General features: G+C 63.8%; 20 protein-coding genes. 11 read left to right on the top strand and 9 right to left on the bottom strand.

Going from position 1 to position 24,833, the window contains the following annotated elements:
* The first annotated feature begins 261 nt into the window (after window positions 1–261).
* Entirely contained in the window at window positions 262–900 is a 639-nt protein-coding gene (locus tag P3T40_RS06005; RefSeq protein WP_429266771.1) for a peroxiredoxin, read from the top strand.
* Between the two features lie 171 nt (window positions 901–1,071).
* On the opposite strand, the gene P3T40_RS06000 is transcribed toward P3T40_RS06005, so the two are convergent.
* The gene (locus P3T40_RS06000; RefSeq protein ID WP_429266770.1) at window positions 1,072–2,262 is read right to left on the bottom strand and encodes an acyl-CoA dehydrogenase; all 1,191 of its coding nucleotides are present in this window, start codon (window positions 2,260–2,262) and stop codon (window positions 1,072–1,074) included.
* A 103-nt stretch (window positions 2,263–2,365) separates the two neighbouring features.
* On the opposite strand from P3T40_RS06000, the gene P3T40_RS05995 reads away from it, so the two are divergent.
* Window positions 2,366–3,151: an IclR family transcriptional regulator gene (locus P3T40_RS05995; RefSeq protein WP_429266769.1), complete on the top strand. Its 786-nt coding sequence runs from the start codon at window positions 2,366–2,368 to the stop codon at window positions 3,149–3,151.
* A gap of 48 nt (window positions 3,152–3,199) precedes the next feature.
* Here the strand turns inward: P3T40_RS05995 and P3T40_RS05990 are convergent, their stop codons facing one another.
* Window positions 3,200–4,024 (bottom strand): EAL domain-containing protein, encoded by an 825-nt coding sequence (locus P3T40_RS05990; RefSeq protein ID WP_429266768.1) that lies wholly within the window; start codon window positions 4,022–4,024, stop codon window positions 3,200–3,202.
* A gap of 268 nt (window positions 4,025–4,292) precedes the next feature.
* Here P3T40_RS05990 and P3T40_RS05985 point away from each other — a divergent pair, with 268 nt between their 5' ends.
* From P3T40_RS05985 to fahA, 3 genes are read left to right on the top strand one after another with little or no spacing between them, the layout of a single operon-like run.
* Complete coding sequence (locus tag P3T40_RS05985; protein ID WP_429266767.1) at window positions 4,293–5,648, top strand: MFS transporter; 1,356 nt, start codon at window positions 4,293–4,295, stop codon at window positions 5,646–5,648.
* Window positions 5,649–5,689: 41 nt separating this feature from the next.
* The gene (gene hmgA / locus P3T40_RS05980; RefSeq protein ID WP_429266766.1) at window positions 5,690–7,072 is read left to right on the top strand and encodes a homogentisate 1,2-dioxygenase; all 1,383 of its coding nucleotides are present in this window, start codon (window positions 5,690–5,692) and stop codon (window positions 7,070–7,072) included.
* On the top strand, window positions 7,069–8,403 hold the full coding sequence (fahA, locus tag P3T40_RS05975; RefSeq protein ID WP_429266765.1) for a fumarylacetoacetase: 1,335 nt from the start codon (window positions 7,069–7,071) through the stop codon (window positions 8,401–8,403). Before hmgA ends, fahA begins: the two co-directional genes overlap by 4 nt.
* Before the next feature lie 31 nt (window positions 8,404–8,434).
* Here fahA and P3T40_RS05970 read toward each other — a convergent pair whose 3' ends face one another.
* Together P3T40_RS05970 and P3T40_RS05965 are read right to left on the bottom strand one after the other, a co-directional pair.
* On the bottom strand, window positions 8,435–9,601 hold the full coding sequence (locus tag P3T40_RS05970; protein WP_429266764.1) for an MFS transporter: 1,167 nt from the start codon (window positions 9,599–9,601) through the stop codon (window positions 8,435–8,437).
* Window positions 9,602–9,735: 134 nt separating this feature from the next.
* Window positions 9,736–10,518: a crotonase/enoyl-CoA hydratase family protein gene (locus P3T40_RS05965; protein ID WP_429266763.1), complete on the bottom strand. Its 783-nt coding sequence runs from the start codon at window positions 10,516–10,518 to the stop codon at window positions 9,736–9,738.
* Between the two features lie 170 nt (window positions 10,519–10,688).
* Between P3T40_RS05965 and P3T40_RS05960 the strand changes: the two genes are divergently transcribed.
* Entirely contained in the window at window positions 10,689–11,213 is a 525-nt protein-coding gene (locus P3T40_RS05960; RefSeq protein ID WP_429266762.1) for a plasmid fertility inhibition factor family protein, read from the top strand.
* Between the two features lie 60 nt (window positions 11,214–11,273).
* Here P3T40_RS05960 and P3T40_RS05955 read toward each other — a convergent pair whose 3' ends face one another.
* On the bottom strand, window positions 11,274–12,272 hold the full coding sequence (locus P3T40_RS05955) for a 2-hydroxyacid dehydrogenase (protein ID WP_429266761.1): 999 nt from the start codon (window positions 12,270–12,272) through the stop codon (window positions 11,274–11,276).
* Between the two features lie 691 nt (window positions 12,273–12,963).
* On the opposite strand from P3T40_RS05955, the gene P3T40_RS05950 reads away from it, so the two are divergent.
* Both P3T40_RS05950 and P3T40_RS05945 read left to right on the top strand, forming a co-directional pair.
* Window positions 12,964–14,190, top strand: coding sequence for a pyridoxal-phosphate-dependent aminotransferase family protein (locus P3T40_RS05950; protein WP_429266760.1), 1,227 nt, complete (start codon window positions 12,964–12,966; stop codon window positions 14,188–14,190).
* A 302-nt stretch (window positions 14,191–14,492) separates the two neighbouring features.
* Window positions 14,493–14,732: a DUF6900 domain-containing protein gene (locus P3T40_RS05945; protein WP_429266759.1), complete on the top strand. Its 240-nt coding sequence runs from the start codon at window positions 14,493–14,495 to the stop codon at window positions 14,730–14,732.
* Window positions 14,733–14,771: 39 nt separating this feature from the next.
* On the opposite strand, the gene P3T40_RS05940 is transcribed toward P3T40_RS05945, so the two are convergent.
* Window positions 14,772–15,983, bottom strand: coding sequence for an MFS transporter (locus P3T40_RS05940; protein ID WP_429266758.1), 1,212 nt, complete (start codon window positions 15,981–15,983; stop codon window positions 14,772–14,774).
* 379 nt (window positions 15,984–16,362) lie between these two features.
* Here P3T40_RS05940 and xdhA point away from each other — a divergent pair, with 379 nt between their 5' ends.
* From xdhA to xdhC, 3 genes are read left to right on the top strand one after another with little or no spacing between them, the layout of a single operon-like run.
* Window positions 16,363–17,880, top strand: a complete 1,518-nt coding sequence (gene xdhA, locus P3T40_RS05935) for a xanthine dehydrogenase small subunit (protein ID WP_429266757.1) — start codon at window positions 16,363–16,365, stop codon at window positions 17,878–17,880.
* Between the two features lie 29 nt (window positions 17,881–17,909).
* The gene (gene xdhB, locus P3T40_RS05930) at window positions 17,910–20,288 is read left to right on the top strand and encodes a xanthine dehydrogenase molybdopterin binding subunit (RefSeq protein WP_429266756.1); all 2,379 of its coding nucleotides are present in this window, start codon (window positions 17,910–17,912) and stop codon (window positions 20,286–20,288) included.
* Between the two features lie 16 nt (window positions 20,289–20,304).
* A complete protein-coding gene (gene xdhC / locus P3T40_RS05925) occupies window positions 20,305–20,889 on the top strand; it encodes a xanthine dehydrogenase accessory protein XdhC (protein ID WP_429266755.1) in 585 nt (194 codons plus the stop codon).
* Window positions 20,890–20,969: 80 nt separating this feature from the next.
* Here the strand turns inward: xdhC and P3T40_RS05920 are convergent, their stop codons facing one another.
* The 3 genes from P3T40_RS05920 to P3T40_RS05910 form a co-directional block, all read right to left on the bottom strand.
* Window positions 20,970–21,944 (bottom strand): LysR substrate-binding domain-containing protein, encoded by a 975-nt coding sequence (locus P3T40_RS05920; RefSeq protein WP_429266754.1) that lies wholly within the window; start codon window positions 21,942–21,944, stop codon window positions 20,970–20,972.
* A gap of 255 nt (window positions 21,945–22,199) precedes the next feature.
* Window positions 22,200–22,841: a 2-hydroxychromene-2-carboxylate isomerase gene (locus P3T40_RS05915; RefSeq protein WP_429266753.1), complete on the bottom strand. Its 642-nt coding sequence runs from the start codon at window positions 22,839–22,841 to the stop codon at window positions 22,200–22,202.
* Window positions 22,842–23,095: 254 nt separating this feature from the next.
* A complete protein-coding gene (locus tag P3T40_RS05910) occupies window positions 23,096–24,532 on the bottom strand; it encodes a TAXI family TRAP transporter solute-binding subunit (protein WP_429266752.1) in 1,437 nt (478 codons plus the stop codon).
* Between the last annotated feature and the right edge of the window lie 301 nt (window positions 24,533–24,833).

Genomic DNA, 24,833 nt, shown 5'->3' with positions numbered 1-24,833 from the left:
GATCCGTTCCCGGGCAATTCGCTGCCGGTTAGAGAGGCTCTCTTCCCCATCAGTCGCATGGCAAACCCAACCCTGATCATGATGGAGTTGATCTGTCCCGCAAAGTTTCCTCCATTCCAATGAAAATTACAAAAACTCATAAAGTTGTGACGCGATGTTGGTTCGTGGTGTACTCGCGCTCCCGTATGCTCTAAATTTTGGGGGTTCCGCAGGCGCCAGCCTGAACGGACCTTCCGAACATACAAAGAAAGGAGCTGCATCATGAGTCTACGTCTTGGCGACACCGCACCGGATTTCGAACAGGAGTCGAGCATTGGCCGCATCAAGTTCCACGAATGGCTGGGCGATAGCTGGGGCGTGTTGTTCTCTCATCCGGCGGACTTCACGCCCGTGTGCACGACCGAGCTTGGCCTGACGGCAAAACTTGCCAGCGAGTTCGAAAAGCGCAATGTCAAGACGATCGCCCTGTCGGTGGACAGCGCGGAGTCGCACAAGGAATGGATCAAGGACATCAACGAGACGCAAGCCGCGAGCGTCGGCTTTCCGATTCTTGCCGATGGCGACCGCAAGGTCTCGGAGTTGTACGACATGATTCATCCGAACGCGAACGAGACCTTCACGGTCCGCTCGCTCTTCGTCATCGACCCGAAGAAGAAGGTACGTCTGACCATTACGTACCCGGCCAGCACCGGCCGCAACTTCGACGAAGTACTGCGCGTAATCGACTCGCTCCAGCTCACCGATAACTACCAGGTCGCGACGCCCGGCAACTGGAAGCAGGGCGATGACGTGGTGATCGTGCCGTCGCTGAAGGACGAGGAAGTGATCAAGCAGAAATTCCCGAAGGGCTACAAGGCGCTGCGTCCGTATCTGCGCCTCACGCCGCAGCCGAACAAGTAAGCGAAAGCAGCAAGCCGAAGCGCTGCCGCAATGCAAAAGGCCAACCGCGTGGGTTGGCCTTTTCCTTTCATCGTTCCGGTACGTCAGGAATTCAGCAGTTCAGCACTGAAGCCGCGCAGCAAAACAACCCCGCAGCGCCTTGACGGCCTGCGGGGTTAAGTTTTTGCGGAATCAGAAAAACGCCTGAATGCCGGTTTGCGCACGTCCGAGAATCAGCGCGTGAATGTCGTGCGTGCCTTCGTACGTGTTGACGACCTCGAGGTTTACGAGGTGCCGCGCAATCCCGAACTCGTCCGAGATACCGTTGCCGCCGAGCATATCGCGGGCAAGCCGGGCGATCTCGAGCGACTTGCCGCATGAGTTGCGCTTCATGATCGAGGTGATTTCGACCGCGGCGGTGCCTTCGTCTTTCATACGGCCGAGGCGCAGCACGCCTTGCAGCCCGAGGGTGATTTCGGTCTGCATGTCGGCGAGCTTCTTCTGGATCAACTGGTTGGCGGCGAGCGGGCGGCCAAACTGCTTACGGTCGAGCACGTATTGACGCGCCGTATGCCAGCACGCCTCGGCCGCGCCGAGCGCGCCCCACGCAATGCCATAGCGCGCCGAGTTCAGACAGGTGAACGGGCCTTTGAGGCCGCTCACCTTCGGCAGCATGTTCTCTTCCGGCACAAACACTTCGTCCATCACGATTTCGCCGGTGATCGAGGCGCGCAGGCCCACCTTGCTGTGAATCGTCGGCGCGGACAGGCCTTTCCAGCCCTTTTCCAGAATGAAGCCGCGAATCGCGTCCTTGCCGTTTTCCTCGAGCTTGGCCCAGACGACGAACACGTCGGCGATAGGCGAGTTGGTGATCCACATCTTCGCGCCCGACAGCGAAAAGCCGCCGTTGACCTTCTTCGCCCGCGTGACCATGCTGCCCGGGTCGGAGCCATGATTCGGTTCGGTCAGACCGAAGCAGCCGATCCACTCGCCGGTGGCGAGCTTCGGCAGGTACTTCTCTTTTTGCGCATCCGAACCGAATTCGTAGATCGGCACCATGACCAGCGACGACTGCACGGACATCATCGACCGGTAGCCCGAATCGACGCGTTCCACTTCGCGCGCGATCAGCCCGTAGGCCACGTAGTTCAGACCGGGTCCGCCGTACTGCTCAGGGATCGTCGGCCCTAGCAGGCCGAGTTCGCCCATTTCGCGGAAGATCTCGATGTCGGTCTTCTCATGCCGGAACGCCTCGAGCACGCGCGGTTGCAGCCGGTCTTGCGAGTAGGCCGCGGCGGCGTCGCGCACCATGCGCTCATCTTCGGTGAGTTGCTGATCGAGCAACAACGGGTCTTCCCAGTGAAACTGCGCGGCGTCGGCCATGATGCGTATCTCCTGAATCGAATCGGGTGTGACGTAAAACTCTTGACTTGAGTTCCGCTATGCGAAACAATGTTTTGCAAATGAGACTCGAGTGTAGCACCCCATGACGCCTGCATCTACTCCCCTCGAACCCCTGGATGAACGCAAATTCGTCGTTGCGCTGGCGCGTGGTCTTGATCTGCTGCGCGCCTTCCGGCCCGGCGAGACGATGCTCGGCAACCGCGATTTCGTCGAACGCACGGGCCTGCCGAAGGCCACCGTCAATCGTCTGGCTTACACGCTGACGGTGCTCGGATACCTGCGCCTCGACGAGACGCTAGGCAAATATGCGCTCGATGCGGGGGTGCTGTCACTCGGCTTCGCGCTGCTCTCGGGCACCGATACGCTCGAGCTCGCGCGGCCGCATATGCGCACTTTCGCGCGCGAGGTGGGGGCGGCGGTATCGCTGGGATGCCGCGACGGGCTCGATATGATTTATCTGGACACAATCCGCAGCGAGACCGCGCTCACGCTCGGCCTTGCGTCGGGCTCGAAGCTGTCCATGCTCACGAGTTCGATGGGGCGCGCGTATCTCGCGGTGCAACCGCTCGACATGCGTGCTGCCTTGATGGCCGAGTTGAAGAAGGCGGCCGGCAAGGAGGGCGCCGCGCTGGTGGCGGACGCAGAGAAGGAGATCGCGGCGTTCGCGCTGGAACGGTGCTGCTATTCGTTTCGCGACTGGAACGACGACGTGAACGCGGTCGCGGTGCCGTTTCGCGAGCCGCGCGAAGGGCGGTGGCTCGTGCTCAGTTGCAGCGGGCCGGCGTCATCGATGGGGGAGGATGTGTTCCGCGAAAGCGTCGGGCCTCGTCTGAAGGCGCTGGCGCGGCGCCTTGGCGACACAGGTTGAGCCGCGGTTGACTGACTGGTTGAAGGGCGGCGAACCCCGCCACACGTTTCAGACCGCGCCGTTGTGGCTATGCACCGCAAACAGCGGCCCCTGCACGAAACGCACGTCGTACTGCTGCAGCAAGTCGAACTGTGATTCGCTCTCGACCCGGTTGAAGATCAACGGTATCCGCAGCCGGTTCGCATAACCCACTAGCGGCTTCACCATGGCGTCGCGCAACGCGAGACCCGCATCCATCTTGATGAAGTCGAGCCGCGCCATGTCGGAGACCGAGAGGATCTGACCGGCGTTCGGCAGATTCCCCGCCACCTTGAACCCATAGCGCTGATAACTCTTCGTCAGATAGCCGAGGAAGGTGCGGTGCGCGACCGCGGCCGCCGGCAACTCGATGACGATGCGCGACGGATTGAGCCCGAACGACACCAGCACGGTCGAGAAGTGCCGGCCATGGTCGTACTTCACGCTCTTCAGCAAGCGTTCGTGGACCCGCAGGAACAACAGCCCGTGGCGTTGCGCGCCAAAAAAATTGAAGGCATGCAGCGCGCGCGACATGCGGTCCAGCGCGACCAGTTGCGGGTCGTCCTCGATCCGCTCGAACGGGTCGAACGGTTCGCCGTCGAGGCGCAGCGTCACCGCCTGAAAACCCAGTTCATCGCCGAAACGATCGACGCTCTCCGGTGCGGAGGACAGCGACTGGGCAAGCGCATGCACACTGATGTCAAAGATCGGCTCGTAGGCGCTGGCGAGTTCAAGCCCGTCGAAGCGGGCCAGCGCGGTGTCGTGATAGATGCCTTCACCCAACGTCAGGTGCTGGCCGAGAAACGGATGGTCGGCAGCACGGGCGACGAGTTCGGGAACGGTCTGCGGGATCATGTGGTTGTGGTGGCGCGTCGTGCGCATCGAAAGGCGGGCTTGGACCGCATTTATCGATGGTAGCAGTCCGCACCGCCGCCATATGAACAAAATGCTGATAACCATATCGGGGTTCCTACGGATGATTCAGGGTTAACGTTAATTTCACTATTCGTAATTCGTTTTACCATTCGTAAATCGCAGAATGGCTGCGGTGGCGGATTCGTTTGCGCCACTAGCGGCCACCAGTGGCCACTAAAGAATCCAGTCAGGATGAGGAGACGCCCCGATGAACACCCAACCAGGGTCTGCCAATGTGATCGAAGTCGAGCGCGTGCTCGGCGAGACGCATCACCCGGCCTTTCAGTGGATGCTGCTCGTGCTGTGCGGCTTGTGTCTGGTGATCGACGGCTTTGACGCGCAAGCGATGGGCTATGTCGCGCCGAGCGTGATCCGCGAATGGCATGTGTCGAAGGGCGCGCTCGGGCCGGTGTTCAGCGCGAGCCTGTTTGGCATGCTGCTGGGTGCGCTCGGCTTGTCGGTGCTGGCCGATCGGATCGGCCGGCGCCCGGTGCTGATCGGCTCGACGCTGTTCTTCGCGTTAGCGATGCTGGCGACGCCGCTGGTGACGACGATTCCCGCGCTGCTCACGCTGCGTTTCATCACGGGCCTCGGGCTCGGCTGCATCATGCCGAACGCAATGGCGCTGGTCGGCGAGTTCTCGAGCGCCGCGCACCGCGTGAAGCGGATGATGCTGGTCTCCTGCGGCTTCACGCTCGGCGCGGCGCTAGGCGGCTTCATCAGCGCGGCGCTGATTCCTTCTTACGGCTGGCGCGCGGTGTTCTGGGTGGGTGGCACCGTGCCGTTGCTGCTCGCGTTCGCCATGCTGGCCGCGCTGCCGGAATCGCTGCAGTTTCTCGTGCTCAAAGGCCGCGAGGCGCGCGCGTTGCGCTGGCTTGCCCGCTTCGATCCGCGTCTTCCGATTCATGCCGGTACGCGCCTCGTCGTGCGCGAAAAGGACAATGGCGGCGCGCCGGTGGCCGAGTTGTTCCGCGCCGGGCGCGGGCCCGTTACGCTGATCCTGTGGGCCATCAGCTTCATGAACCTGATCGACCTGTATTTCCTGTCGAACTGGCTGCCCACCGTGATGCGCGATGCCGGCTATACGGCTGCCACGGCGGTGATCGTCGGCACCGTCCTGCAAACCGGCGGGGTGGTGGGCACGCTGCTGCTCGGCTGGTTTATCGAACGCTTTGGCTTTGTGCGCGTGCTGTTCGTGTGCTTCGCGGGCGCTGCATTGACGGTCGGCATGATCGGCACTGTTGCCCACGCGCTGCCCTGGCTGCTGATTGTGGTGTTCGCCGGCGGTTTCTGCGTGGTCGGTGGCCAGCCCGCCGTCAATGCACTTGCCGGACACTTTTACCCGACCACGCTGCGCTCGACCGGCATTGGCTGGAGTCTCGGCATCGGCCGGATCGGCTCGGTGATCGGTCCGCTCGTCGGCGGTCAACTGATTGCGCTCAACTGGTCGAACGCATCGCTCTTTCACGCGGCTGCTGTGCCGGTGCTGTGCTCGGCGCTGCTGGTGATCGCGCTGGCCGGCGCGACCCGGCAACGTGGCGAGTCCAAGCCGCAGACGGCCTGAACACGGCCTGAGAATGACCTGAGTTTCAACGGAGAATCTGGATGGACAAGAGTACTCGCAACCCCGCGAGCCTGGCGGCTGGCGGCAGCGCAGACAACCCCACTGGCAACCCCGCGCGGCCCGATATCGAGCCGGGCTATCAGTCGGGCTTTGCCAACGAGTTCGCAACCGAAGCGCTGCCGGGCGCGCTGCCGCAAGGCCGCAACTCGCCGCAGCGCGCTGCGTACGGGCTGTACGCGGAGCAGCTGTCGGGCACGGCCTTCACCGCGCCGCGCAGCCACAATCGCCGCTCCTGGCTCTACCGGATCCGTCCGGCGGCGGTGCATCAGCCGTTCACGGCGCTGCCGTCACATCGTCTGGTGGCGAACTTCCATGATGTGCCGCCAACCCCGCCGAACCAGTTGCGCTGGGATCCGCTGCCGATGCCCGCCGAGCCGACCGATTTCATCGACGGCTGGGTGACCATGGCCGGCAACGGTTCGGCCGAAGCCATGAATGGCTGCGCGATCCATCTGTATGCCGCCAACCGTTCGATGCAGGACCGCTTTTTCTACAGCGCGGACGGCGAACTGCTGATCGTGCCGCAGGAAGGCCGCCTGAACATCGCAACCGAGTTCGGGCGGATCGACGTGGACCCGTTCGAGATCGTGGTAATCCCGCGTGGCGTTCGTTTTGCCGTGACGCTGCCCGACGGCGCCGCGCGCGGCTATATCTGCGAGAACTTCGGCGCCTTGCTGCGGCTGCCCGACCTCGGGCCGATCGGCTCGAACGGGCTCGCCAATCCGCGCGACTTCTTGACGCCGCATGCCGCCTATGAAGACCGCGAAGGCGCGTTCGAACTGGTCGCGAAGCTCAACGGCAATCTGTGGCGCGCGGACATCGGCCATTCGCCGCTGGACGTGGTCGCGTGGCACGGCAACTACGCGCCGTACAAATACGACCTGCGCCGCTTCAATACGATCGGCTCGATCAGTTTCGATCATCCCGATCCGTCCATCTTCCTCGTGCTGCACTCGCCAAGCGACACGCCGGGCGTCGACACGATCGACTTCGTGATCTTCCCGCCGCGCTGGCTCGCCGCCGAAGATACCTTCCGGCCGCCCTGGTTCCACCGCAACGTGGCGAGCGAATTCATGGGGCTGGTGCACGGCGTGTATGACGCGAAGGCCGAGGGTTTTGTGCCCGGTGGCGCAAGCCTGCACAACTGCATGTCAGGCCACGGCCCGGACGCGGATACCTTCGAGAAGGCGTCGCACAGCGACACCTCTAAGCCGCACAGGGTCGGCGACACGATGGCCTTCATGTTCGAAACCCGCACGCTGATCAAACCGACCCGCTTCGCGCTGGAAACGGCGCAATTGCAGGCGCATTACTACGAGTGCTGGCAAGGCCTCAAGAAACACTTCAACCCGGAGCAACGATGAACGCATCGAGCGATCTTCTGGCGACGCTCGACGCGTCGCGCAAAAGCTGGATCGAAGCAGCGAACGATCCCGCCTGTGATTTTTCGATCCAGAACCTGCCGTTCGGCATTTTCAGTGACGCGCGTAGTAGTGTGCGGCGCGCGGGTGTGGCGATCGGCGACAGCATTGTCGACCTTGCGGTTCTGCAGGCGAGCGGCCTGCTGCGTCTACCTGGCACAGGCACAGGCCTAAACGCACGCGTGGCAGCAAGCGAACAGGTCTTCTCTCGCGACACGCTCAACGATTTCATCGCCCTCGGGCGCGATGCCTGGCGCAGCGTGCGGATCCAGTTGAGCGGTCTGCTTTCCCGCGAAACCTCCACACTGCGCGATGACGTCGCGCTGCGGGAACGTACGCTGGTGCCGCAGGCAAGCGCCACGCTGCACCTGCCGGTGCAGATTCCCGGCTACACCGATTTCTATTCGTCGAAGGAACATGCGACGAACGTCGGCTCAATGTTCCGTGATCCTAAGAATGCGTTGCTGCCGAACTGGTCCGAGATGCCGATTGGCTACAACGGCCGGGCGTCGTCGGTGGTGGTGAGCGGCACGCCCGTGCGGCGGCCGAACGGCCAGCTCAAGCTGCCTGACCAGGAACGCCCGGTGTTCGGCGCGTGCCGCAAGCTGGATATCGAACTGGAGACCGGCTTTGTCGTCGGGCGCGGCAATGCGCTCGGCGAGCCGATTGCCTGTGCCGATGCCGAGGCGCATATCTTCGGCATGGTGCTGCTCAACGACTGGAGCGCGCGCGATATCCAGCAGTGGGAGTACGTGCCGCTCGGGCCGTTCAACGCAAAGACCTTCGCGACGACGATCTCGCCGTGGATTGTCACGCTCGATGCCCTGGAGCCGTTCCGCGTCGCGCAACCGGTGCAGGAGCCGCAGCCGCTCGAGTATCTGCGGCACGACGGAGCGCATGCGTTCGACATTGCGCTCGAAGTCAAGCTACGCCCGCAGCGCGCGCAACAGGCGACGACTATCTCACGCACCAATTTCCGCCACATGTACTGGACGATGGCGCAGCAGCTTACGCACCACACAGCGTCCGGCTGCAATACGCGGGTGGGCGACCTGATGGGTTCGGGGACGATCAGCGGCCCGGCTGAAGATTCGTACGGCAGCCTGCTGGAGCTGACATGGAACGGCAAGAATCCGCTGGAACTGAAGGAAGGCGGAACGCGTGCCTTCATCGAGGACGGCGATGAACTGACACTTGCCGGATGGTGCCAGGGCGAGGGCTATCGGGTCGGGTTCGGCATGTGCGTCGGGGAGATTCTTCCGGCGCAGCGCTAAAGTAGGCGCGCTGGCAGCGTCAATGCGAGGCTTAGCCGGTGACGGCGACACCTTGCGTGCGGCGCCCCAGTTGCACCGACCACAGCGTCAAACCGAGCGCCGCCGCGGCCGCCGCGACGCCGACCCACGGCAGCGTGGTGAGCGGCGCGCCCGCGCCGATTGCCATGCCGCCCAGCCATGCGCCGGTGGCGTTGCCGAGGTTGAACGCACCCTGATTGAGCGTGGAGGCGAGGTTCGGCGCATGGCTTGCGCGATCGACAATCAGCATTTGCAGCGGCGGCACGATCGCAAAGGCGAGCACGCCCCACATGAAGATCGTGATCATTGCGGGCACGGGCGAGTGCATGGTGCCGGCAAAGATGGTGAGGATTGCGACGATAGCGAGCAGAAAAGCGACCAGCGACCGCATCAGACGCCAGTCGGCCAGCTTGCCGCCGAGCGTGCTGCCCACAGTCAGGCCGAGGCCGAACAGCAGCAGCACCAGCGTCACGGCATGCGGCGTGAAACCGGTGACGTCTTCGAGGATCGGCGTGATGTAGGTGAAGGTGGAGAAGAGGCTGGTGGACGCCAGCACGCTGATGCCGAGCACCATCAACACCTGCGGATTCTTCAGCACGGTGAACTCGTGCACGAGACTGGCCTTCTGCATCTCGATCTTCGCGGGCAGGCACGCCGCCAGCGCCGCTGCCGCCAGCACGCCGATGACGGTGACAGCCCAGAACGTGGCGCGCCAGCCGACTGCCTGACCGAGCGCGGTGCCAAGCGGCACGCCAAGCACATTGGCAAGCGTGAGGCCGGTAAACATCAGGGCGATTGCCTGCGCGCGCCGGTTCGGCGCCACGAGGCCTGCCGCCACGACCGAGCCGATCCCGAAGAACGCGCCGTGGCAAAACGCCGTGACGATGCGTGCGATCATCAGTACGCCATAGTTCGGCGCGACCGCACAGAGCAGATTGCCGACGATAAACACACCGATCAGGCTCATCAGCGCCTTCTTGCGCGGCATGTTCGCCACCGCGATTGCGACGATCGGCGCGCCGATCGTGACGCCCAGCGCGTAAGCCGACACCAGCATGCCGGCCGCGGGAATCGAGACGGCCAGATCGCGAGCCACATCGGGCAGCAAACCCATGATGACGAATTCACTGGTACCGATTCCAAACGCGGCTACGGCAAGGGCAAGCAGAGGCAAAGGCATGATGGGGGAGATCGGTACGAAGTCCGCGCGATGGGCGCGTGGCCGGCGCGCGTTTCGGAACGAGAGCGCGGGCGCCAGCAGGGCAAGCAAGTAAGGGATTGTACCTAAGCCGAAACTGCGTTGCTGGAGACTGTTCAGGGTGTTGTTTTTCGCTGAACAAAACGCCGCGCACCTGCCACGCCTTCAGCGAAGACCGCCTCATAGCCGCCCGCGCCCTCGCGGCGCAACGCTTCCGCCAGGCCGTCGAGCGGGCTGTTTTCGAGCGCGGAACGGCGGTCTGCCAGCAGGGCGGCCTGTGGAAACCGGGCGAGCTCGTTGGCGAGCTGCTCGGCCGCCGCGCGCACAGTACCCTGCGGCACGACCCGGTTGGCGAGTCCGAACGCAAGGGCTTCCTGCGCGTCGAGCGCGCGGCCGGTGAGTATCAGGTCCAGCGCGCGGGACAGGCCGATCAGTCGCGGCAGCCGGATCGTGCCGCCGTCGATCAACGGAATGCCGATCCGCCGGCAGAAGACGCCGAGGACCGCATCCTCCTCGACCACCCTCAGGTCGCACATCGCGGCCAGTTCGAGACCACCCGCCACTGCGAAGCCGGCTATCGCGGCGATCACCGGCTTGGTGAACGGCATGCGCGTCGGACCCATCGGACCCGGGCCGCTGCCGTCGGCGTGCAGTTCGTTGCGGCGAGCCTCGTCGGTGAGCGCGGTAAGATCGGCGCCCGCGCAGAAGGTGCCGCCCGCGCCGAACAGTACGGCCGCGTGCCAGCGAGGCTCCGCTTCGAAGCGCCGGAACGCCGCAGAGAGCGCATCGGCAGTCGGACGGTCGACTGCGTTACGGCACGCCGGCCGTTCGAGCACGATCGTCGCTACGGTTTCGCTTGCTTCAATTCTCACGTGCTCGCCAAAATGTTCGGCTGTCATTGCCGTCTCCGAGGCTGTCCAAAGTCGCCAGGTATTTTGTATGCACGCTATGCGCGTCGATTAATGCGCGGTGCTGTCACATATACTTCACGACGGGACCGTAGCGTAAGCGCTTTTTTAGCATGCCGGCTTCTAACACCGGCACATCGAGTCTGCACTAGTTACTGCCCATGTCATCACCCACGCCGACTCTCGAATCGCCTTTGGCGGAGCCCATCTGGATCGTGCCGCTGCACGAGCATCCGTGGTACGACCACGTTCGTCTGAAGCGCGTCTTCATTGCCGACGGCACGCGTCATCAGGTCGTGCTGGTCGACGCCCGCAAACTGCTCGACTGCGCGAATCGCGACAATACCGACTACGTCCTGAAACCCGTCAATGAGTGGCATACGGGTAAGGTACGCGGCATTCGCGAGTTTCTCGATCCGGCCAACCCGCGCATCCCGCAGATGCCGTATGTGACGGTCTCGAAACGCCGTGGGCCCGGCCTGATGGGTTGGCTGGGACTCGAACACGAGGGCGTGGTGGCGTTCCGCAACGGCCAGCATCGCGCACGCTATCTGGCCGATGCCGGAGCGCGCTGGTTTCCAGTTGAAGTCCACGAGCGCGAAGTGGCCTTGCTGCGTGAAGTCTGCGGTGCGGTCGACGATGCGCGGACCGCAATTCGTCAGACAATGGGCGGCGGGGCGCCCTAGCCGCTGGGTTGCCTTTTGGTTGTTTGCTGGTCGCTTCCAGCCCGGCTGATTTCCTGACCTCTAGCCGCGCACCGACACCACGTTGCGCGGCGTACCGTCGTGCCACGCAGCCACATTGCCAAGCGTGGTCTGAGCGATCTCGTTCATCGCCTCGCGGGTAAAGAACGCCTGGTGCGCGGTGACGATCACGTTCGGGAACATCAGGAGGCGCGCCAGCACGTCGTCCTGCAGCGGCCGGTTTGAATGGTCTTCGAAGAACAGGCCGCCTTCTTCTTCGTAGACGTCGAGCCCCAAGTTGCCGAGCTGACCGCTCTTGAGTGCGCCGATCAGCGCATTGCTTTCGACCAGCCCGCCGCGTCCCGTATTGATCAGCATCGCGCCGCGCTTCATTTTGGCGAGCGCGCGCTCGTCGATCAGATGGTACGTGTCCGGCACTAGCGGACAATGCAGGCTGACGACGTCGCTTTCGGCGAGCAGCGTATCAAGCGGGACGTAGCGTGCGCCGAGCGAGAGGAGATCCTCCGCGGGCGTGCCGGGATCGTAGGCGAGGACGTGCATGCCGAATCCCGCCATGATGCGGCCGAACACACGGCCGATCATCCCGGTACCGATCACGCCCACCGTCCTGCCGTGCAGATCGAAGCCGAGCAACCCGTTGAGCGAAAAGTCCCCTTCGCGTGTGCGCGCGGCCGCCCTCGGCAGGCGGCGGTTCAGCGCGAGGATCAGCCCCACTGCATGTTCAGCCACCGCGTGCGGCGAATACGCCGGCACGCGCACCACAGTCACGCCCAGCCGCTGGGCGGCGGCCAGATCGACGTGATTGAAGCCGGCCGATCGCAGTGCGATCAGGCGCGTGCCGCCCGCGTGCAGCCGCTCGAGAACGGCAGCGTCCGCGCAGTCGTTGACGAACGGGCAGACCACCTCGAAGCCGTCCGCCAGGACTGCAGTTTCGGCGTCGAGGTGCGATTCCTGAAAGTGCAGGTCGTAACGGTAAGCCCCGTTTGCTTCGTTAAACGTCTCGCTGTCGTACTGACGGCTACTGAACAGGATCATGCGCATGAGGTGCTCCACGGACGGTATGCCGATAGTTTAAGCGTCCCGTGCTGCAATATTGAAGCGCTGACGCCGCTGCACGTTCTGCGAGCGTGGGCACGAACCCCGGACGGCGAGCCGTGCGAAGGTCGCGCGCATCCTCGGTATCCGTGCAATGTTCCCGTACACAACGGCTCTTATGGCGAGCGCCCGCCCTGGCGCGCGATCGAAAAGCTACTCAGCAACGACAACTACGATTGACGGGCGACGTCGCCGTGAACAGCCTTGGAGCGAAGTGGGATTCTCGTCGTCTTGGCGTCGCGGTGAGTATCGTCGGCATGCGCGATGCGCAGAGTGTCTGCCTCCTCTATCGAGCATATCGTCGGCGATTTGTGCAATGGGGGTGAGTTGCTTGGGTAAGGCGCTGCATCTGTTGTGATAGCGATGGGATGTGGGACGAAGCCTTGCTCTCCGACACGCAGGAATTCCTTGGTTTTGCGGCGGTGCGGACGAATTCGCTTTTTGGGGCGCTTTCGCGTGTGGGCGTTGATACGCTGTTTCCGGGGGCGAGATCTCACGTGGGGCTAGGCGATGTCGGTATAGCCAAAAAACTTGCACAATCGGGCGGATCGGTGAATGATCGTCCGGCGGCCTCGTCAGCGTCACAGTTGGCGAGGCCGCTTGCACCTCAAGCAGCTTGACTTCCTCCGTACCGACCATGCCAACTACTTCTACACCCGTGCCTTGCCCGGACGTCGAATCGCTCGACGCCATCCTCCCCGAAGAACCGTTGCTGATGATGGGCGCCGGCCCCGTTCCGATTCCCGCTGCCGTCGCCAAGGCCAATACCGTGGTGATCAATCACCTTGGTAACACGATGGTGAAGGTGATCGGGCAGGTGAAGACCATGGCGCGCTACGTATTCCAGACGCACTCCAAGTGGGTGCTGGGGGTGGCGGGCCCGGGTTCGGCCGCGATGGAAATGGCCATCTCCAATCTGGCCTGGACGGGCACGCGCGTGCTCAGCATCAAGAACGGCTTTTTCAGCGAGCGGATGGCGGAGATGGGACGGCGCGTGGGCGCCGAGGTGACGACGCTCGACGTGGCGGATCGCGCAGTGGCGAGTCTCGACCAGGTGGCCGAGGCGATCCGTCGCGAGCGGCCGGAGATCGTCACGATCGTGCAGGGCGAGACCTCGAACACGGTGGTGAACCATCATCTGAAAGACATCGCGGCGCTTGCCAAGGCCGCCGGCGCGCTGGTGATCGTCGACGCAGTGTGCACGTTAAGCACGATGCCGCTCGAGATGGACGCGTGGGGTATCGACGCGGTGATTACTGGCGGCCAGAAAGGGCTGTCGTCGATCCCCGGCGTCTCCCTGATTGCATTCTCAGACGCAGCGTGGGAGCGGGTGAAGGGCCGCACAGCGCCGAACGCGCACTGGTGTCTGGACGCGTCGCTCGCGGAGAATTTCTGGCACAACGCGGGCTATCACTACACCGCGCCGGTGTCGGGCGTGCTGGCCCTGCACGAGGCTTTACGCCTCGTGTGCGCGGAGACGCTTGAGAAGCGCTTTGCGCGGCATCTGAAATGTTCGGTGGCGCTGCAGGAAGGCATCATGGCGCTGGGTCTTCAACTCTATACACCGCAGGAGTACAGACTGAACTCGGTGGTCGGCATCGAGGTCCCGCAGGGCCTCAGCCCCGGCGATATCTGCGGCCACATCTCCAGGCATCATCAGGTGGAAATTTCAGGGTCGTTCGGCTTGCCGATCGTGCGGATCGGGCAGATGGGCGAGCAATGCCGTGAGCACAACCTGTTCCGGACGCTGCACGCGCTGGGCCGGACCGTGCTGGATCTGGGGGTGGCCGTCGACCTGCCCGCGGGTGTGGCGGCGTTGGAAAAGTCCCTGTCGGGCGGTGCCCGTGGCGTGACGGCGCGCTAGTTTTGCGTGGCCGTGCGAGTCAGCAGCGTGGGCTGACTCGCTGACTCGCGGGTTCGCCGCGCTTCGTGGCTGATTTTGGCCGTTCGGTCCTGCCCGCGCTTTTGCCCTATTTTTTGCGTCTGATTGCTGCAGATGCCGTCACTTTTTTGGAATAGAGCCTCGGTCTGCGACTGCAGGTCACGTGCCCAGGCCGCCTTTCCTTACCATTATTACAACTGAAAGGTGATGTAAATAAAAGGCTAACAGGGCAACGGTGATTTCTCATGTGAGGTGTCACGCCCCGCCTGTAAAGGGGGTACGAAATGAGCAATACCATCTACGACGAGCGTCTCGAGTTATTGCGGACGATCTCCGCCGACGTCCTCGGCATCGATCAGCTTGAGCAGACTGGCAAGCTGACGAAGGACCTGCGCATTATCCACGTCGAGGATCTGGCCCATGCGCTCGAGGCCGCCTACGACGCAGGACTGATGGTGGGGCATCGCGTGGCCCGTGGTGGCAACGACGACGCCCGGTCAGTCGGCGAGGTTCTCTTTCCTTGAGCGGCGACAGGCCGGTCGCAACGCCGGCCTAATAGCCCGTCAAGTCGCTGCGGGCGCGTTCGGCACGCGAGCGTTACGCAGATACATCATGGTCGACAGCGCCACCGCAGCCGCGGCGGCCGCGGCCGCAAACAGGAACACCGACCCGTAGCCGAATTCACCGGCAATATAGCCCGCGAGCGGTCCGGTAATCCCCAGCGACAGATCGAGAAATACCGAGTACGCCGACAACGCCGCGCCGCGGCTGGCCGGCGGCACGAGTCCGACCGCTTCGACGCCGAGCGCCGGAAACACCAGTGCAAAGCCGAAGCCGGTCAACGCGGCGCCGGCAAGAGCAAAGTGAGGCTCGGGCGCGAGCCAGAGCATCAGCAAGCCCACGCATTCAAGCGAAAACGACGCAATAGCCACCCGAAAGCCGCCATACGTCTTGATCGTATTGGCGAACAGCAGGCGTGCGCCGATAAACAGCGTGCCGAACACGGTCAGTGAGAGGGCCGCATTCGGCCAATGCCGCGCGGCGTAGAACAGCGTGATGAAAGTGGCGATCGAGCCGAAGCCGGCCGAGCCGAGCGCGAGGCCAATGCCATGCGGCAGCACCCGCATGAACACGCTGCGATACGACATCCGCTCGCCGTGCACGACAGGCACGGGTGCGATGTGCCGCGCGAGATAGTAGCCGAGGGCCGCCAGCACGATCACCACGATGCCGAGCGCCGCATAGCCGATCAAATGCGCAATCGCCACGCCGAGCGGCGCACCGATCGCCAGCGCGCCGTAGGTGGCAATGCCGTTCCACGAGATCACGCGCGCGTTGTGCGACACGCCTACGCGGCCGATCCCCCACAGAATCGCCCCAGTCCCGCACAGGCTTTCGCCGAAACCGAGCACCAGCCGGCTCAACACCAGCAGCGCCAGGCTGAGCCCCGCCCAGTGTCCGCATAACACGGCGATCAGCAGCATCACACCGCTCGTGCCGCAGCCGATCAGCCCGATTGCCACGGTCCGTTTCGGGCCGAGCGTGTCGGCCGAGCGGCCCGCCAGGGCGCGTGAGGCGAGGGTCGCCAGGTACTGCACGCTGATCGCCGCCCCGGCGATGATCGCGCTGAAGCCGAGATCGTCGTGGACGTAGCCTGGCAGCACCGCCAGCGGAATCCCGATGGTCAGGTAGCAAATAAACGTGAAAAAAACGACCGGAATGATCTGCAGGGTCGTCGCAAATTCGCTGCGCGGTATGGCTGAGTGAGCGGACATGGGGAAAACGATACTTGAAAACGGCGGGAAGCCGTGATTTTCCCATGGAACCGATTCCCTTGCAGGGATTGCTCAATATTATTCGCGGCAGAAATACAGTGTCGGATCGATATAAAGGGTGGATTTCGACGCGATTCCGTCCCTTGGACTCACCGGGAGCTTGAGCGAGATGGCCGAAATAGCGTATTTAGATGGAAAAGTCATCGATTTAACGTCCTCGATATAAGCGTCATACGCGCCAAACTCATCTCTTTATCGTCCCAACGATATGTCCCGCATGCGCCTCTCGCTATGGGTTGCAGATATTGACGGTGATAGCGTTCGAATCGTCACTGCAGCATTGTCCCCACGGACAGAGAACAACCGAAGAGTACGAGACATGACCCAGCCGATTCGCTTCTACCACCGCAACGCGATCCGCGAGATCACGAATGCGCCCGTCACCCGCACCGTGTTGCAATACCTGCGTGAAGATGCGCACTGCACCGGCACCAAGGAAGGGTGCGCCGAAGGCGACTGCGGCGCGTGCACCGTCGTGGTCGGCGAGCGCGACGAAGCAGGCGGTGTCAACTTCAAGGCGGTTAACGCCTGCATCCAGTTCCTGCCTACTCTGGACGGCAAGGCCCTCTTCACGGTCGAGGACCTGCGCCAGCCCGACGGCTCGCTGCATCCGGTGCAGGAGGCGATGGTCGAATGCCACGGCTCGCAGTGCGGGTTCTGCACGCCGGGCTTCGTGATGTCGATGTGGTCGCTGTACGAAAAGCATGGCCACGAACATAGCTGTGCCAACAAGACGGTGCCCTCGCGCGACGACATCAGCAACGCGCTGACCGGCAACCTGTGCCGTTGCACCGGCTATCGGCCGATCGTCGACGCGGCTGTGCGCATGTTCGAAGCGCCGGCTCCGAAGGCGCCCGTGGACCTAGCCGCGCTGTCGGCAAAGCTCGCCACGCTCAAACGCGGCGAGACCTTCCACTACGAATTCGCCGGCCAGCAGTTCGACGCGCCGCGCACGGTCGCAGCGCTTGCTCAGATCAAGGCCGCCCAACCGGCCACGCGTATCCTCGCCGGCAGCACCGACATCGGCCTGTGGGTCACCAAGCAGATGCGCGAGCTGGGCAACATCGTCTATGTCGGGCAGATCGAAGCCTTGCAGCGCATCGAGGTCTCCAGCGACTGGATTGAGATCGGCGCGGGCGTGAGCGTCGAGGCGGCCTACGAAGAGCTCGCGAAGCACTATCCGGAACTCACCGAGATGTGGAAACGTTTCGCCTCGCTGCCGATTCGCAACGCCGGCACGCTCGGCGGCAACATTGCGAATGGCTCGCCGATCGGCGACTCGATGCCTGGCCTGATCGCACTCGGCGCGCACGTGGTGGTGCGTGGCGGCGAGATCGAACGTGAAATGCCGCTCGAAGACCTGTACCTCGCGTACCAGAAGAAGGACATGGCCGAGCATGAGTTTGTCGTCGGCCTGAAGGTGCCGACCCGCACCGGCGTGCGCCAGAACCTGCAGTTCCGCACTTACAAGCTCTCCAAGCGCTTCGATTCGGACATCTCGGCGGTCTGCGCGGCGTTCTCGTTCATTGCCGACGGCGACACAATCCGCGAACCGCGCATTGCCTTCGGCGGTATGGCCGCGACCTCAAAACGTGCCACGTACGCCGAAGCCGTGCTGCGCGACGCCGAATGGCACGAAGCCACCGCGCAGGCGGCAATGATCGCGCTGGGCAACGACTACGCGCCGCTCTCCGACATGCGCGCCACCAGCAACTACCGTCTCGACGCGGCGAAGAACACGTTGTATCGCTTCTGGCTCGAAACCCGTCCGCACAATCCGCTGCCCAAATCCGCGCTTGATGTACGCGCAGTGGAACCCGCCGGCGCGAACGCCTGAACCCGTCACGGATACGGAGAATTACCAGAATGAATCAGCAAGCAGAACCGTTCCTGAAAGACGTTCAGGACATCGACGATCGCATTGACAATTTCACCCAGGTGCATATCTCGCGGCCGCATGAATCCGCGCATCTGCATGTGAGCGGTCGCGCCACCTACACCGACGACATCCCGGTGCTCGCCGGCACGCTGCACGCCGCGCTGGGCCTGTCGTCGAAAGCGCACGCGAAGATCGTCTCGATGTCGCTCGACAAGGTGCGTGCGACCCCGGGCGTGGTCGCCGTCTTCACGGCGCAGGACATTCCTGGCGTGAACGATGTGGGCCCGATCATTCATGGCGACGATCCGATCCTTGCGGACGGTGTGGTGCAGTATGTCGGTCAGCCGATGTTCATTGTCGTGGCGATTTCGCATGAAGTGGCCCGGCTTGCCGCGCGCCGCGGCGACGTTGTCTACGAAGAACTGCCGGCGATCCTCACCGCGCAACAGGCACGCGCCGCGAATCAGCACGTACTGCCGCCCATGAAGCTCGCCCGCGGCGATGCCGGCGCGAAGATCGCGCGTGCGACGCACCACGACTCAGGCGAAATGCTGCTCGGCGGTCAGGAGCAGTTCTATCTGGAAGGCCAGATTTCGTATGCGGTGCCGAAGGACGATGACGGCATGCACGTCTACTGTTCGACCCAGCACCCGACCGAAATGCAGCACCTGGTAGCGCACGCCCTGCACGTGCCGTCGCACAACGTGCTGGTGGAATGCCGCCGGATGGGCGGCGGCTTCGGCGGCAAGGAATCGCAATCTGGCCTGTTCGCCTGCTGTGCCGCGATTGCCGCGTGGAAGCTGCTGTGTCCGGTGAAGCTGCGTCCGGACCGCGACGACGACATGATGGTCACGGGCAAGCGCCACGATTTCCACTATACGTATGAAGTCGGCTACGACGACAAGGGCGTGATCGACGGCGTGAGCGTGGACATGACCTCGCGCTGCGGCTTTTCCGCCGACCTGTCCGGTCCCGTGATGACGCGTGCGCTGTGCCACTTCGACAACGCGTACTGGCTGTCAGACGTGACGATCGACGGCTTCTGCGGCAAGACCAACACGCAGTCGAACACCGCGTTCCGCGGCTTCGGCGGCCCCCAAGGTGCGTTCGCGATCGAATACATCATGGACAACATCGCGCGCTCGCTGGGCGAAGATTCGCTCGACGTGCGCCGCCGCAATCTGTACGGCAAGACCGAGCGGAATCAGACGCCGTACGGGCAGGTGGTCGAAGACAACGTAATCCACGAACTGATCGACGAGCTGGAAGCGACGAGCGATTACCGTGCGCGTCGCGCTGAGATCCAGGAGTTCAACGCGAACAACGAAGTGCTGAAGAAGGGCATGGCGCTCACGCCGGTGAAGTTCGGCATCGCGTTCAACGTGACCCACTTCAACCAGGCCGGCGCGCTGGTGCACATCTATACCGACGGCTCGGTGCTGGTGAACCACGGCGGCACGGAGATGGGCCAGGGGCTCAACACGAAGGTCGCCCAGGTCGTCGCGCACGAACTCGGCATCAGCTTTAACCGCGTGCGCGTCACGGCAACCGACACCAGCAAGGTGGCGAATACGTCAGCGACGGCCGCCTCGACCGGCTCCGATCTGAACGGCAAGGCTGCGCAGGACGCCGCGCGCCAGTTGCGCGAGCGCCTCGCCGCTTTTGCCGCGGTTCATTACGGCGCGGGTGGGGTGAGCGCCGCAAGCGTGCGCTTTGGTCACGACCGCGTGGCGGTGGGCGACGCCGTCGTGCCGTTCGAAGAGATCATCGCGAAGGCGTATCTCGCCCGCGTGCAGTTGTGGTCGGACGGCTTCTACGCGACGCCCAAGCTGTACTGGGATCAGTCGAAGCTCCAGGGTCGGCCGTTCTACTACTACTCGTATGGCGCAGCGGTGTCGGAAGTCGTGATCGACACGCTGACCGGCGAAATGCGCGTGCTGCGCGCCGATGCGCTGCACGACGTGGGCGATTCGCTGAATCCGGCGCTCGATGTCGGCCAGGTGGAAGGGGCCTTTATCCAGGGCATGGGCTGGCTGACGACCGAAGAGCTGTGGTGGAACCCCGGCGGCAAGCTGATGACGCATGCACCGTCCACCTACAAGATTCCGACCGTCAACGATACGCCGCCGGATTTCCGCGTGAGGCTCTTCAAGAACCGGAATGCGGAGGACAGCATTCACCGCTCGAAGGCCACCGGCGAGCCGCCGCTGCTGCTGCCGTTCTCGGTGTTCTTCGCGGTCCGTGACGCGGTGGCGAGCGTGGGTGACTACAAGGTCAATCCGCCGCTGAACGCGCCCGCGACGAGCGAAGAGATCCTGAAGGCCGTCGTGGCCGTGCGTGCCGCCACCGCCGCACCCCGTCAATAACCGAAGCGCTACCGGAATGCTCGCGATGGACTTGCCTTCTTTCGTTCAGATCGGCCGGCGCAGCAGCCATGCTGTGTCGCGCCCGACACCAATGCACATCGTGCTGTTCGGCGCTGGCCACGTCGGGCATGCGCTTATCACCTTGCTGGGGAGCCTGCCGTGCGTCGTGCAGTGGGTCGACGAGCGTGACGAACTGTTCCCTGACGAAGTCCCCGCCAACGTGCAGGTCGAGGCCACCGACACGCCCGACGCAATCGTCGACACCGCACCGGCCGGCGCGTACTTCCTCGTCATGACACACAATCACGCGCTCGATTTTTCGCTCGCCGCGCGCATCATGCGGCGGCGCGATTTCACCTACTTCGGCATGATCGGCTCGAAGACCAAGCGCGTGAAGTTCGAGCGGCGGCTGCTCGAGCGCGGCGTGGATCCGGAACGGCTGGAGGAGATGACTTGTCCGATCGGCGTGGGCGGCATCGTCGACAAGGCGCCGCAGTCGATCGCGGTGGCCGTGTGCGCCGAGTTGTTGCAGGTGCGCTCGCGGCAGACGGTGCGGCCCGTGGCGGCGCTGATATCGCGTGAGGTTTGCGTGAGCGTTTGAATGGGCGTTTGAGCGGACGTCCGCATGGGCGTTTGCTCGAAAGCTTGATCGGAGTTGACGCGGCTCCGTCCGTGGCGTGCTTACGCCGAAACTTTCTCCACCGCGGCAGCCCGCTTCACCCGCCGTGTCTTCTGCGCCACCAGCCGTTCCGATACCTGCGACATCAACGTTCGCAACCAGCCAACATCGCTCGGGCGGTCCGGCTGCGGGTGCCACAACTGATAGCACTTGATGCGCGGAAACGGAATCGGCACGTCGACCACCGCGAGCGGCAGGATGTTCGCGTAGTGCGTCGCAAAGCGGCGCGTCGTCGTGAAGATCAGATCCGATTGCAGCAGCGTTTGCGGCACGAGGCCGAAGTAGGGCAACGTCGTCACGATGCGCCGCTCGGCGCGGGCCCGCGCAAAGCCGGTATCGATCGCACCGCCGCTGGCGCCGCTGTAGGGCGTCGGCGCAAGATGCGGGGCCGCCAGGTAGGTTTCCCGCGTCATCGGAGCCTGCGCGAGCGGATGGTCCGCACGCATCAGACACACCACGGTATCCGCGAACAGATCGCTTTTCTCAAAGCGCGTATCGGGCTTCGGCCAGTTGCCGATCACGAGATCCAGTTCACCGGCATCGAGCGCGGCCGAGTGGTCGAGCGTAGGGGTCAGCGATTCGATTTCCAGACGCGCGTGCGGCGCCGCCTCGCGGAATTGCGCGATCACGGTCGGCATGAAGAAATCGTTCAGATAGTCGGGCGCTGCGACCCGAAAGGTGCGGCGCGAGCGGCCCGCATCAAAGTCGCCGTGGGGCGTCGCGACAAAATCGACTTCGCGCAGCACCTGTTGCGCGGATGGCAGCAGCGATGCGCCGTATTCCGTGGGCACCATGCCGGATTTGCCGCGCACGAGGATCGGGTCGTTCAGCGTCTCGCGCAGCTTGCGCAGCGCGGTGCTGATCGCGGGCTGGGTCTGGTTCAGGCGCAGCGCGGTCTGCGTGACGCTGCGCTCGACGAGCAGCGTACGCAGCACGCGCACGAGCCAGATATCGAGGGAAGTGGCAGTGTCGTCCATGGATCAGGTGCGCGGATCAGACTCAGGAGGTGCCTTGTTCGGAGCCCCCACCCGGGCGGCTCGCGAAGCGGGGCGTGAAGTCTATAACCTTAGGCCCGTTTGGCGTGCGCCCGCCATAGCAGGCGCGGTATGGCCGGAATCACACGCCGGACAGGGGCATGCGCGGGCAGCGTGGCCCTAACACGCCGCTTCGATGCACTGCGAGCGGGCTAACATCCAGCTTTCAGCTTGCCAGACGGATCAGTCCTTTGGTCTTCAGCTCTTCAGCCCGGACGGCAGCGAACTGATCCGCTTCACTTCCTTCGACTCCAGCCAGTTCGGCGTGCGCGCACAGTACAGCACCATCGGCAGCGCGTCTTCGCCCCAGAACAACTGATCGTTGAGCCAGAAGGTCGGCACACCGAACACACCCAGCGCGATCGCATCGGCCGTGTTGCGGCGCAATTGCGCCTTGACCTCTTCATGCTGGATCAGCTCGGGGCCGTCCGGAAAACCGACCCGTTCGCACAACTCGGCAAAGTTTTCGTCGCTCGACGGGTCGCGCCCCTCGCGCCAGATAAAGCGAAAGATCTCCCGCACGCAGTTGATGTCCGCCTTGGCCGCGACGGCGAGCAACAAAGCCTTAGTCGAATCGAACGGATGGGCCGGCGGCATCTTGAACGGAATGCCAAGCTGATCCGCGCGAAACAGCGCGTGACGGTACATGAACACGCGCTTGGCGGGCACGCCGTAAGAGGCGCGCTGGCCCCAATGCTGATACAGATCGCTCAGTACAACCGGCGTGACGCCGAACGGAAAGCCCGGCCATTTGTCATGTTGCTCGAGCAACAGGTATGTGAACGGCGAGACGAAGTCGTAAAACCACAACGGTTGCGTGGCGTCGATGCCATCGGTCATAAATGTCTCCCGGATTGCTCGGATCTGGATGGAGCGGTAGCTGATGCGGGGCTGCTGCGCGTCGGTCAGGCGCGTCTTTCACACGCGTCTGCTAAACCATCCAGTTTGTCGTGATCTTACGCGGAGCCGGAGCCCTGTGCAGTACCGGATCGTCCTCAGCGCTTGCTGAAATGCGCTGATATCAGGCGCCCCGGAATCGTTGCCGGCTTGTTAAGCGACTGTTGCGTGGCGGCTTCGCCGCACCTTCGTTCCTGTCATGCGGCGTGATGCGTTGTGGTGGACGGCTCGTCCGGGGCAGCGAGGTCCTGCGGACTTTCTGCCTGCACCGACGGACGTGCCTCCTCCACGGGATGTTCACCCCCGTGCGTCAGCCGATCGCGCACGAAGCCGATATGCTCGCGCAGCACATAAAACTGGTCAGCGTAGGCGAGCGGCATTTTCAGTCCGTTGACCGATTCCTCGATCACATCGAGCTGTTCGATCAGCGACTGGCGCTCCTCGGCCGAGGTGTCGCTGAGCGCGCTGCGTTCGATGGCGATCAGCGCGCCATACCAGCGGTAGATCCGCGATTTCACGCGCCACGCATACAGCGCCGGCACCAACCGCAGCGCCGGCACCAGCAGCACGATCAGCGGCACCACGACCACCAGCAGGCGGTCGGCGAGGCTCGCGAGCCAGAACGGCAGGATCCGGTACAGGAAACTCTTGCCGGACTTGTAGTAGCGTGCGGCGTCGTCGCTGATCGGAAAGTCGTGCGCGAGCGGCGCCGGGAACTCGCCCGCATGCTGCATCACGTTGGCCTTGCCGTGTACTTCGCGGGCCGCTTCGATCAGCAGATCGGAGAGCGCCGGATGCAGCGAGTCGCGTGCCACCAGTTCCTCGGTCGGCGCGACCATCTGGATCGGCGCCGGCGGCAGGTTCTTGCCGAGATCGAAGGCGCCCATCGGCAGCTGGATCTGCGTCAGGTACGGAAAGCGCCGGGCATACGCTTCGGCCTGGGTGAAATTGTAGAACTGCACGTTGGGCGTGCGGTAAAGCTTGCCCATCACCGGCGGCTGCGCGGAATCGCCGGTCAGGAAGGCCGCATCGACCTGGCCCGAAACCAGCGCCTTAGCGGCATCGTCACCGGATAGCGGCAGCAGTTTGGTGCTGCCGCCCGGTTCGATGCCGTTGGCCTTCAGGAGCGCCAACGCCAGCTCGCGCGTGCCGCTGCCCTCAGCGCCGATCGCAAGGCGCAGGCCTTTGAATTCGGACAGCCGCGTGACGGTGGGGCCGTGATAGAAGATGGCGAGCGGCACATAGGCCACGCTGCCGAGCGACATCAGGCCGGCCGGCACCGGGCCAGGCGCCACGCCATCCTGCACGAAGCCCACGTCGACCTTGCTGTTCGGGTTGGCGAGGCGCTGGAGGTTGTCGGCGGAGCCCTCCGAGGGCAGCACCTTGAGCGTGATGCGATTGCGCGCGAGAATCGCCTTGTATTTCTGCGCGGCATTCCAGAACGAACTGCCTTCGGGACCGGTGGTGATCGTCAGGGTATCGGGCGGAGCAGGCTGGATCAGGCGCACGGCGACCCAGATGGCGGCGGCGCTGATCAACAGGATCGGACCGAACGACACTGCCAGATCGCGCCAGGATATCGCCACGAAACGGGCGACGAGGCGGGCAGGTTTGCGGCCGGTGGGAGGCTTCATTGGATTGGCGTGACGGCTACGGTCGTTCGGTGAATGGAGTGGACTCAGGCCGGCGGCAGACCGCGTTGCGGCGCGCGGCGGCGGCCCGGTTTGCCCGACGGGGCACCGCTTGGCCCTCTGGGAGGCGGGGCTGCCGCGCCAGGCGGCGTACTCGCGCCGATGGTACATGAGATTGATGCCGCGGCGGCAGGTACGGCGCGGGTGCGGTTCCACAAACCCGTAACAAAACGTGAATCAGGGGGCCAAGGCGCGAATCGAGTGTGGGCCGGACGCATCGGGTGGCCGGTGTCCTTCGCTAAAC

It is taken from the genome of Paraburkholderia sp. EB58 (assembly GCF_050436665.1).
GTDB lineage: Bacteria > Pseudomonadota > Gammaproteobacteria > Burkholderiales > Burkholderiaceae > Paraburkholderia.
This window is presented reverse-complemented; position numbering and strand designations above follow the sequence as displayed.